The 11,130-nt window shown below is 61.4% G+C and carries 9 protein-coding genes; 6 read left to right on the forward strand and 3 right to left on the reverse strand.

What is annotated here, in order from left to right; all coding sequences use genetic code 11:
* Positions 1-99: 99 nt before the first annotated feature.
* The 5 genes from EA472_RS14245 (at position 100) to EA472_RS14265 (ending at position 4,926) form a co-directional block, all read left to right on the forward strand.
* Positions 100-348 carry a hypothetical protein gene (locus EA472_RS14245; RefSeq protein WP_124192187.1) on the forward strand — a complete coding sequence of 83 codons (249 nt, stop codon included), beginning with the start codon at positions 100-102 and terminating at the stop codon, positions 346-348.
* A complete protein-coding gene (locus tag EA472_RS14250) occupies positions 345-1,760 on the forward strand; it encodes a sodium:solute symporter family protein (RefSeq protein ID WP_124192188.1) in 1,416 nt (471 codons plus the stop codon). Before EA472_RS14245 ends, EA472_RS14250 begins: the two co-directional genes overlap by 4 nt.
* Positions 1,761-1,836: 76 nt before the next feature.
* On the forward strand, positions 1,837-3,054 hold the full coding sequence (locus EA472_RS14255) for an ABC transporter substrate-binding protein (RefSeq protein WP_124192189.1): 1,218 nt from the start codon (positions 1,837-1,839) through the stop codon (positions 3,052-3,054).
* A gap of 1 nt (position 3,055) precedes the next feature.
* The gene (locus EA472_RS14260; RefSeq protein WP_165874899.1) at positions 3,056-3,937 is read left to right on the forward strand and encodes a branched-chain amino acid ABC transporter permease; all 882 of its coding nucleotides are present in this window, start codon (positions 3,056-3,058) and stop codon (positions 3,935-3,937) included.
* Complete coding sequence (locus EA472_RS14265; protein ID WP_124192191.1) at positions 3,934-4,926, forward strand: branched-chain amino acid ABC transporter permease; 993 nt, start codon at positions 3,934-3,936, stop codon at positions 4,924-4,926. The genes EA472_RS14260 and EA472_RS14265 overlap by 4 nt, the downstream gene beginning before the upstream one ends.
* Before the next feature lie 723 nt (positions 4,927-5,649).
* Here EA472_RS14265 and EA472_RS14270 read toward each other — a convergent pair.
* The 3 genes from EA472_RS14270 to EA472_RS14280 all read right to left on the reverse strand — a co-directional run bounded on the left by EA472_RS14270 (position 5,650) and on the right by EA472_RS14280 (position 9,171).
* Positions 5,650-7,653, reverse strand: coding sequence for a sodium:solute symporter family transporter (locus EA472_RS14270; RefSeq protein ID WP_124192192.1), 2,004 nt, complete (start codon positions 7,651-7,653; stop codon positions 5,650-5,652).
* A 75-nt stretch (positions 7,654-7,728) separates the two neighbouring features.
* Complete coding sequence (locus EA472_RS14275) at positions 7,729-8,433, reverse strand: ABC transporter ATP-binding protein (RefSeq protein WP_124192193.1); 705 nt, start codon at positions 8,431-8,433, stop codon at positions 7,729-7,731.
* On the reverse strand, positions 8,434-9,171 hold the full coding sequence (locus EA472_RS14280; protein ID WP_124192220.1) for an ABC transporter ATP-binding protein: 738 nt from the start codon (positions 9,169-9,171) through the stop codon (positions 8,434-8,436). It lies immediately after the preceding gene.
* 305 nt (positions 9,172-9,476) lie between these two features.
* Here EA472_RS14280 and EA472_RS14285 point away from each other — a divergent pair, with 305 nt between their 5' ends.
* Positions 9,477-11,051 carry an ABC transporter substrate-binding protein gene (locus EA472_RS14285; protein ID WP_165874900.1) on the forward strand — a complete coding sequence of 525 codons (1,575 nt, stop codon included), beginning with the start codon at positions 9,477-9,479 and terminating at the stop codon, positions 11,049-11,051.
* Positions 11,052-11,130: the final 79 nt, after the last annotated feature.

Genomic DNA, 11,130 nt, shown 5'->3' on the forward strand with positions numbered 1-11,130 from the left:
AATAGAAATGTTTATTTGATCGCTGTTGATATCTTTTCCCGTTGTATGGTAGCACAATCCACAGGGTGGTGCCATACCGAGACATCGAGGTGATTACCCATGGGAACGATGCAATCGACGACGACGGAGCAAAGTTCGACGGAACGACGACTGCGAGCGATACTCCCCATCGCGTGCGTGATCCTGTTTTTTCTCCCGGCGATCGGGCATTATACGGGCGGGATCTTCGCGATGCGAATCGCCGGCGTGGAACTCGCACTCTTTCTGGGATGGATCTCGCTGATCATCATCCCAGCCGCCTGCGTCGCGTACGTATACACGTTCGAAGCCAACGGTGAGAAGGCATGAGTTTACTTTCAACCGAGTTCATCATCGTTGCGCTCTACCTCCTGGTGATGGTCGGCATCGGCGTCTTCTACAGCAGTCGGGCCAGCGACCGAACCGGGTTCCTGGTGGCCGACAGGAGCATCGGTGCCATTCTCGGCGGCGGCGCGATCGCCGTCACCTATACGACGGCGTCGTCGGTACTGGCTCTCACCGGCTTCGCCGTCCTCGTCGGTATTTCGTATGCGATCCTGGCGTCGATCGGGACCGTTCTGGCGTTTCTCATCGCGATGTTCTGGCTGGGCCCGAGACTACGGGAAGTCGACGCTGAGACGCTTCCCGAGTACTTCGACATTCGATTCGGCGACGCCTCGAAGAAGATGAGCGCGCTGATCATCGGGATCATCTACACCGTCTACCTGGTTGCCCAGCTGACCGGCGGTGCGTTCATCGCGACGTTCCTCCTGGACGTCAGCCACGGACAGGCGGTCATCCTCATTGCAGCCGCGATGATCGTCTACACGTTCCTCGGTGGCATGTACTCGATCACCGTGACGAGTTTCATCCAGTACTGCATGGTGATGGTCAGCATCATCATCGTCGCCGCGCTCAGCCTCAGCGAGGTCGGCGGGAGCGTGGCCGCGTGGGGTTCGTTCGTCAGCACGGTCAACTCCGGCAGCGAAATCTACTGGACGAACGCCGGCGGCGGACTGCTGTTCGGAATGTCGTTCGGTCTGATCATCTTCCTCGAGACGACGGCCCGCCCGGACGTGCTCTTCCGATACTTCGCCCTGCGCGACGTCGTGACGGCCCGGAAGACGGCCGCGGTGGGAATGCTCGCCGCCGGTATCTTCTATTTCGTGATGGCGATCCCGGCTGCGGGATTCATCGGCATGGAACTGGAGATGGTCGACGACAATCCCGACACGGCGTTTCTGGTACTGACCGAGACCATCGTCGGGAGCGAGATCCTCGTCGGGCTGATATTCGCCTCCGTTCTGGCTGCAGCGATGTCGTCCGCTGACGCCATGCTCGTCAACGCGTCCTCTGCGTGGGTCCACGACATCGGTGGGGACTACCTCCCCGAAGAGCACCAGACCGACAGGCGGATGACGCTCTACCTCCGCATCGTGACCGTTCTCATCGGGATCGTCGCGGTCGCGTTCGCCTTCGAGCCGCCGGGGCTGATCCTCGAGATCGTTATCGTCGCGTTCGCGCTCTTCGCCGGCGCGTTCGTCACCCCCCTGATGATGTCGATAATCTTCGACAAGAGTTCGGATTACGCGGCTGCCGGTGCAATGTTGCTCGGAATGCTCGCCGCGGGAATCTCACATCCGTCCACGCCGCTTCTGGCCGTTCCGGAGGATCCGATCGCCGGCGGCGTCGGCGTCGTCGTCGCGATCGTCGCGTTCCTCGTCATCTCGACGCTCGACTGAGCGTTCGGCGTCCTGAACTCCCTTTTCGTTGCCGGAGAACCAAACGCTTATACTTCCCTAGTCGAACCGTTTCGGCATGGTTCGGAAGATTAGCAGGCGGTCAGCCCTCGGAGCAGCAGGTGCAGCGATCGGAACGACTCTCGCCGGCTGTGCCGGGGACACGGACGACGACGGCGGGGAAGCGTTCCGTCTCGGATACGCGACCTTTCAGGCTGGACCGTACGCGGTGTACGGCGAGGAGATCATTGCGGCGGTCGAACTGCTGGTCGAGGACTGGAACGACGACGGCGGCGTCCAGGGACAGCAGATCGAGCTATCGACGGTCGACACCCGCGGAGAACCCGAAGAAGCGATTCAGGGTGCTCAGGAGCTGGTTCAACAGGAGGACGTCCACGCGATGGGACACATCGTGAGCACGCCCGAAACGCCGGCGCTCGCCGGAGTGACCAACGAGAACGAGGTCCCGCTGCAGACGTGTACGACCACCGGCGTGCAGGCGTACGACGACGTCTGTAACGATTACTTCTTCCAGGGCAACCGCCTCACGACGCCGGTCGCGAGACTCGGTGCCCCGTTCGCCGTCGAAGAACTCGGGGGCGAGGTCTTCCAGCTGAATCCCGACGATTCGTTCGGTCGATCCGTTCGCGACGACTGGCGGGAAGCGATCGAGGATGCAGGCGGCGAAGTCGTCGATAGCACGGAAGCGTCCCTCGACCAGGAGGACTTTTCGTCGCACATCTCCCAGATCCTCTCGGCGGACCCCGACTGGGTCCAGATGGGACAGTCCGGCGGCGACGCGCTGTCGTTCATGAATCAGGCGAACGAGGAGGACTTCACGTACCCGATCTACGCTCACTTGATGTTCGAGCAACTCATGATGGGCGTCGACGAGAGCTTCTTCGAAGACGCCCCCATGTACTTCACGACCGATTACACCCACAGCATCGACACGCCGGAGAACCAGGCGTTCGTCGAGTCTTTCGAGGACGAGATGGACGTCAAACCGAGCGGCGTCGCCGGCTGGGCGTACTACCACATGGACGCGATGCTCCAGAGCATCGACGAGCAGGATTCGTTCGACGCCGATACCATCGTCGAGGGCTTCAAGGACTACGAGACGACGTCGCTCACCGGCGAGTACTCGATGCGCGGCTGTGACAATCTCGGCGCGAGTCCGATGGTGTACGCACGCTCGTCCGGCTTCGCCGACGGCATTCCCGAGTGGGACATCGTCGACGAGGTGAGCCACGACGAGGTGCTCGACGATTGCGGATCGTATGGCTGCGAGCTATAATATGGACGATATCGTCGTAAACAGCATCAGGGCGCTCTTCAACGGGGTCTCGTACGGGATGATCCTCGTTCTGATGTCGATCGGGCTCTCGCTCGTCTTCGGGCTGATGGGCGTCGCAAACTTCGCTCACGGCGAGTTCTACGCGCTGGGCGCCTACATGGGCTTTTTCGCCTTCGGCCTCACCGGGAACTTCATCGTCGCGATGCTCGCGTCCGTGTTGGCGGTCGCTGCCGTCGGCGGCGCCATCGAAGCGACGACGATTCGTCCGCTCTACGGTCGCGATCCCCTCATCCAGATCCCAGCGACGTTCGGTCTCGCGATCGTCATGGTGGAAGTCATCAGATACGTCTGGGGATCCACGAGCCACCCGTTCCCAGTTCCGGAGTTGCTCTCGGGAACGTACCTCGTCGGCGGAATGGCGTTCTCGACGTATCGATCGTTCCTGATCGTCGCCGGAACCGCACTGACGATTCTCATGTGGCTCTTTCTTGTTCGAACGCAGTACGGGCTCGTGATCCGCGGAGCGATCTTCGACAAGGAGATGGTCGAATCGATGGGATACCGCGTCTCGCGTGCGTACACCCTCCTGTTCGGACTCGGTGCAGCGTACGCCGCGATCGCTGGCGTCCTCATCGCACCGCTGTTCGGGGTCTTCCCCGGAATGGGTACTCAGATGATTCTACTCGCGTTCATCGTCGTCATCCTCGGCGGAATGGGTAGTTTCAAGGGTCCGATTCTCGCCGGGTTACTCATCGGCGTGCTCTTCGGGTTCGGACAGATGTTCGTCGGTGCCTGGGCCGAGGTCGTTCCGTACGCACTGATGATCCTCGTCCTCGTCTACCGGCCACGCGGGCTGTTCGGAACCAAGGGGGTGTTCCAGTGATTCCGAACACCGTCGCCGCTGCTCGGACCGAGCTGCTGGAACGCGGATCCACGCTGGTCGATCGGTATCGGTCGGTGAGCCCGCTCGGGATACCTGGAACAGTCGGTCTCGCGCTGATCATCCTGGGTGCGGTCATCCAGCCGTTTCATCTGACGCTCCTCACGCGGATCGTCATCCTCGGCATCTTCTGTATGGCGTACGATCTGCTGTTCGGATACACCGGCGTCCTGTCGTTCGGACACGCGATGTTCTTCGGCGGCGGCGCCTACGTTACGGCAGTGACGCTCGGCGAGCTGGGTTCGGTTCCACTGCTCGGGGTGCTCCTCATCGTCGCCGTCGCGGCGATCGCGTTGAGTCTCGTCGCGGGTGCGATCGCGTTCCGGACGAAAGGCGTCTACTTCGCGATCGTGACGCTCGCGATCGGCCAGTTCATCTACCTGGTGGCGATCCGGTTACAGTACATCGGCGGCTCCTCGGGCTATCCGGTTCCCGGTCGGCCGTCGACGATACTGCCGATCGACATCAACGACCCGTACGTCTTCTACGTCATCACCGTCGTCGCGCTCGTCGCGACGTACCTGTGTTTCCGGCGGCTGCTCGATTCGCCGGTCGGCCAGGTGTTCCAGGGAATTCGCGAGAACGAACAGCGGGTTCGGATGGTGGGGTACAACGTCTTCCACTACAAGCTCCTGGTGTTCACGATTTCGGGCGTCGTGTCGGCGCTCGCTGGATCGCTCTACGCACAGTTCGTGCTCTTTGCGTCCCCGAGCAACCTCGACTGGATCATGTCCGGCGAGGTTCTGATCATGACGCTGATCGGCGGTGCAGGTACGCTCGTCGGACCGGCGCTCGGTGCTGCCTTCTTCATCCTCATCGAGGTCCTGCTCGAGCCGATCACCGGCCTCTGGTACATGTTCGTCGGGCTCGCGCTGTTGCTCGTGATCATCTTCTTGCCCCGGGGGATCGTCGGACTGGTCACCGACGACTAGTCCGTCGTCGTTACCTCGAGTCGTTTTTCGCCGTTTTCGGCTCGAGCGAGCCGCTCGGTGGTGGTTCGGTTTCGTCCGCAACTGCTAGAGTAGCGTTCGTGCTCTTCCCGTCGCCCGTCGACCGAGACTTCACTCCGCGTCGGCCGGCCGCACCCGAACGCTCCAGAGAACGCTATCGCTGCGAACCGATCCGATCGAAGCGAACGTTGATCGCGCTCGTGCCCCCCTCTGACTGCTTCTCAGACACGCAAACATCCCCTCCTCGTCCGTGACGAACGCGTTTCATACGTTCTATCGTGCCGATTTCCGGTGAGACCGGGGACGGGTCGCGGTCCCACCGGCAGTGACGTCCGATACTCCGTCTCACTGGTCGGGTCTGGCGTGTGGGGGTTCCGTCTGTCCGACGACGGTTCGCTCGACCTCGCGTCGGCTCCGTTTCGTCAACCGCCGTCGATCTTTGCACTGTCTTCGATCTACTCGAGGTACGGTGCTGTCATCCCTCGTTCCGCCGCCTGTCCAATAGCCGCGTTCCGTCGCGGCCGTCGGCGAGTTCGCCACCCGCGTCGGACACAGACTGCTTGTCCACCACACGTGACGTTCCCTCTCCGTGTGCGATGGCGCTGGCCTATCCGCTTCTGGCGGTTCTGAAGCGACGTCCGCGAGCCACGCAAAAAAGCCGACCGCCGGTTGATACGGCGGAGTCGCTCCCGTGACCGATCTTCGCTATTCGTTTGCCCCTTCCACCTGCTGCTCTGCGGATCGTGATCCGCTCTCAAGCTCCTCGAGCGCCGCCTCACCCGCCGCGGTAAGCTGGTGTTTCTGTCGGATCCAGCCGGAGCCGTCGATGTACTCGAGCTGGAGGAGTCGCTGGATGATCGGGACGACGTCCGAGTTGGGTTTGCTCATCCGGTTGGAGATGTCGTCGACGATGATTCCCGGCTCGTCGTTCACGATCCGAATGACCGACTCCATCTCCTCGTTCACCTGGAACTCGGTGAACGCTTCGTCCGTGTCGACGACCTGGGCGTCGACGAGCGCTCGTTTCCCTCTCTCGGTCAGTTCGAAGTCGTAGAAGTCGTGCGATCGCATCCCCTTTCGGTGGATGTACCGGGCCCGGTCCAGTTCTTCGACGAAGTCGTTGACCTCGTTGCTCGGCAGTCGGAGCGTATCGAGGAAGTCGGCAAAGCGCGTTCCGCCGGTCGCGATCGATTCGAGGATTTCGAGTTGCTCGTCGGCGAGTTCGACGTCGTCTGCGCGTTCGACCGCCTCGCTCGAGGGAACGACCTCCCAGCCGTCTTCGGCGTAGTACTTGTTCGAGGTGACGAGTCCGCCCAGGACGCCGATGCCGACGGTCAGCCCCAGCGCGATCCACACCTGGTGGATACCGGTCGACGCCGCGAGTCCGCTGAAGGTCCAGCCGAGAACCCCAAGAATTCCGGCCACCGCCGCGAGGAACGCCGAACGGGACGTCATCACCTTCCAGTGCATGTCGATGAGGATGATGACGCTCGAGATGCCGAGCATCGTCAGGAACAGCTCGACGAGCCCCTGGACGTCGAGGATCAGCGTGAAGATGAACGCCACGACGATGACGAGCACCGAGATGACTCGAGACGGCATGAGGAGTTCCTCGGGGTCCGCCTCGGGGGCGACGAATCGCTGGTAGAAGTCGCGCAGGACGAGCGCGGCGGACGCGATGACGTCGGTCGTGTACGTCGAGATCGACGCCGCGACGAATCCGATCGGGATCAACACGCCGAGTGCGAGCGGAATGCTCGTCGCGAGAACACCGTAGGCTCCTTCGGGCGGAACCTCACCGCCCGCGACGACGTACGCCTCCGGCGCGAGCGCGAACGCGTACATCGCAAGGAGCGGCATGACGATGGTCATCAGCAAGAGACCGAGTATACCTGCGATGACGTATCCGTCCCGTGCGACTTTATCGCTTCGTGCGGACCCCGCACGCGTCCAGTAGTACGTGGTGCCGTACACGAGCGCGACGAACCACATCACGCCCCAGGTGATGTAACTCGTCTCTCCCAGCGAGGAGAAGTCCCAGCCTCCAGGGAACGAGAATCCGTGAGCGTCCGCCGGCACGTTCGCGACGAGCCAGTCGAACCCGCCGACGAACACCATGAGGTAGACCAGCACCGCCGGGAAGATGACGAGCCCGTACACCGTGAGGACGATGTTGCTGATCGTCACTCCCCAGAGGCCGCCGAACAGGACGACCAGTCCGACGACGGCCAGCAAGAGGATGACCGTCGGCACGATCGGCCATCCGGCGTACCCGTTGAGGATCGCCGCCGCTCCAAGGCTTCCCGCCGAGATGATGAAGATCACGCCGAACAGCTGTGAGATCGAGATCGCCGCTCGAGTCGGGTAATCGAAGCGCATCTCGTACCACTCGGTGATGGTCGACGTGCCCACGTTTCTGACCATCTTGACGAGGATCAGCCCGTAGACGATCCACGCGACGTAGACGATTCCCATCGACATCGCCGGGAAGAACCCGTAGACGATCGCGAAGATCGCGAACAGGACCGAGATGTCGGTCGCGAATCCGAACGCGAGGACGCCACAGGCCAGCAGCGACGCGGACACCTCGCGACCCGCCAGAATGTAGTCCCCGGAACTCCCGATCCACTTTTTGGTCAGTAAGCTCAGCACCGTGATGCCGAGTAACATCGTACCCACTCCCACCGCGAGTAGCACTTGCTGTGTCATTCTGACTCACACAGGACGCGAGAGAATAATAATACTACCGGAATTGCTCCGCTCGTTGACCCAAATCTCTCGATTTCACGCGCTGGATTCGGAGACCGAAACGCCGAGGTACTCCCGAACGAGTTCGGAATCCGGGTCCAGTTCGGCGGTTTCGGCGACGATCTGTCCCTTGTCCATCACGTAGAATCGATCGCCCAGCTCCCGGACGACGTTCAGATTCTGCTCGACGAGCAGAACCGTCGTTTCGGTGAATATCTCCGTCAGTGCGTCGACGACCTGTTCGACGATCATCGGAGCTAATCCCTCCGTGGGCTCGTCGATCAACAGGAGATCGAACTCCCCGAGCACGCCGCGAGCGATCGCGAGCATCTGCTGTTCGCCCCCGCTCAGATTTCTGCCCTGATTCTGGGATCGCTCCTCCAGTCGCGGGAACAGCTCGTAGGCCGTTTCGATGGACTCGTTCCCGCCTCGAAGCGAGAGCTGGAGATTCTCCTCGACGGTAAGCGACGGCAGGATCCGCCGCTCCTCCGGGACCCAACCGATCCCGCGCTGGGCGACGTCCGACGGCTCCGCACCGGTGATGTCCGAACCGTCGTACGTGATCGTCCCCCGTTCGGGCGGCGTGTGGCCGAGAATGCTTCGCAGCGTCGTGGTCTTTCCGACGCCGTTCCGACCGACCAGTACGGCGATTTCTCCCCGTTCTACCTCGAGCGAGACGTCGTGGAGAATGTGGGATTCGCCGTAGAACGTGTCGATGTCCTCGACGGATAAAAGCGCCATTCAGGCACCCCCCAGGTAAACCTGCTGAACCTGACTGTCCGTCTGAATCTCCGACGGCGTTCCCTCCGAGACGACCGCGCCGTCCGCCATCACCGTGATCCTGTCTGCGGTTTCGGTCACCAGATCCATATTGTGATCGATGAACAGTATCGTATACTCCTCCGCGAGCCGCTCGAGGAGCGTTCTGAGCTCCCCGACCTCCGCCTGGGACATACCGGCGGCCGGTTCGTCGAGCAACAGCAGTTCCGGATCGCAGGCGATCGCGATGGCCAGTTCGAGCTGACGTTTCTCGCCGTGGGAGAGATTTTTCGCCACCGTCTCCGGTTGCTCCTCGAGTCCGACCTCCGCGAGCACCTCGAGTGCGGTCTCGGTCAGCTCCGGAAGGTCGTCGGTCTTCGACCAGAAGTTCCACTGGTGGCCCTCCTGGCGCTGTCGCGCGATCTTCACGTTTTGCAACACGGTGAGCTCCGGAAAGATGTTGGTTATCTGGTACGATTTCGCGAGTCCGCAGTGAACTCGTTCGTGGGGATCCAGTCCGACGAGATCCGTCCCGTCGAACGAGATCGTTCCCGTGTCGGGAGTGTGCGTCCCCGCGATGAGCTTGAAAAGCGTCGTTTTCCCCGCGCCGTTGGGTCCGATCACCGCGTGGACTGAGTCCCGATCGATCTCCAGGGACAGATCGTCGACGGCGGTGATCCCGCCGAACGTCTTCGTAAGCGAAGCTATCTCCAGCAGCATACGTGCGAACTTATTCCTGGTCCCATTATACCTTTCGATGGTCCCTTTCGGCGGGTCCGCACGTCGTTCGGCCGCGAGTCAGCGCGGACCGTTTGCGTGCGCCAATCGTTTACTGTTTCCTGTCATCGATCTTTGGGATAGATTTGTCTGCCTTTCACACCCGTGGTTCTCGGTACGTGGTGATCGTTACCAGTGAGCAGTACCTTTATCACCAATGAGCTTGAGGTGGGACTATGCAGCCCGGTGACAGCAATCTGAACCGTAGAGACTTCACAAAAGCAGCGACGCTGGCAGCTGGTGGTGCAATGGTGGGACTCGCTGGATGTGCAGGCGGCGAGAACGGCGGGAATGGGATCGAACTCGAGATAACGGTCAACAATCCGTCGTTCGATCCGTTCCGGTACGAGTACGCACAGATGGTCGCGGATAGCTGGGAGGAGCTCGGGTTCGCCGTCGAGGTCAACTCGATGGACTGGAACGCGGTCGTCGAGGAGGCGCTGATCGCCCAGGAGTACGACACGTCCGTCATCACCTGGGACGGATCGCCCGAACGGATCGATCCCCACACCTTCCTGTACGATCTGTTTCACTCCTCGAACTCGGTCGAAGGCGGTCGAAACGAGGTCAACTACGACAATCCCGACTACGACGACCTCGCGGAGGAACAGGCCCGGATTTTCGACGACGACGAACGTCAGGAGGTCGTTTACGAGTGCCAGAAGGTCCTCGCGGAGGAACAGCCCCGGACGCCGGTCGCGAACCGAACGCAGATCATGCCGTACAACAACGAGCGCTTCTCGGATCCCGAGGTGTTGATCGGGGAATCGTTGTTGAGCTTCTGGAACATGATCGGCGTCGAGCCGGCCGACGGCGTCGAAGATCTCCGGTTCGGTTATCCGGAGGAAGTTGGCAGCCTGAACCCGCTCGACTACGTCGGTGCTCACGACCGAACGGCGATCCGGCTCATCTACGATCGACTCGCGCGAATCGATCAGGACGGGCTCCCGGCGCCGTGGGCGGCCGAAGAAATCGACATTCTCGACGAAGACGGCGAAGTTGCCGTTACGATCCGGGAAGGAATGACCTGGCACGACGGCGAGGACGTCACGGTCGAGGACGTGCAGTTTTCTTTCGAGTTTGCCAACGAGCACTCGCCGATCGGGTCCGACTGGACGGACATCATCGACGAGATCGAAATCGTCGACGATCGAGAACTCGTATTCCACCTCGAGGAGCCGTTCGCCCCGTTCGTTTCGAACACGCTGACGCAGGTCAACCTGATTCCGATGCACGTCTGGGAGGACGTTCCCGACGAGATCGACGAGGAACCGGTCGACTGGGACGAACCGGATCACATCGGCAGCGGCCCGTTCCAGCTGGATTACTGGGAACTCGAAGAGGAGATGGTGATGACCGCGTTCGACGATCACTTCGAACCGCCGAACGTCGAACGACTCATCAAGGTTCCGGGCTCGGATATGTCCTCGCTGGTCGGATTCCTCGAGGAAGAACAGATCGACATGATCGGCCAGACGCCGGAACCGAACACGATCGACCGGCTCGAGGACGAGGAGTTCATTTCGTTCGCGGAGGTCGACGATCACGGCTTCCACCACGTCAATTATCAGATGGAGCGCGAACCCTTCGACGACGTCGCAGTACGTCGTGCGCTCGCTCGGGCCATCCCGAAGGCGGACATCGTCGATGCGCTGTTGGACGGCCGTGGCACGGTCGCCGACTCGGTGATCGCGGAGGTCAACGAGTTCTGGCACAATCCCGACGTCGAACGGCTCGAGTACGACCTCGACGCCGCCCGGGCCGAACTCGAGGAGGCCGGTTACACGTGGAACGGAGACGGGCAGATTCAGTACCCGGAGTAAGCGAACATCGATGGAGCTACGGACTCACTACGAACGAACGGAGTTTGTGCCACTCTCGGCAGAGTTACCGGCCCGTCTC

The organism is Natrarchaeobius oligotrophus, assembly GCF_003841465.1.
Classification (GTDB): Archaea; Halobacteriota; Halobacteria; order Halobacteriales; family Natrialbaceae; genus Natrarchaeobius; species Natrarchaeobius oligotrophus.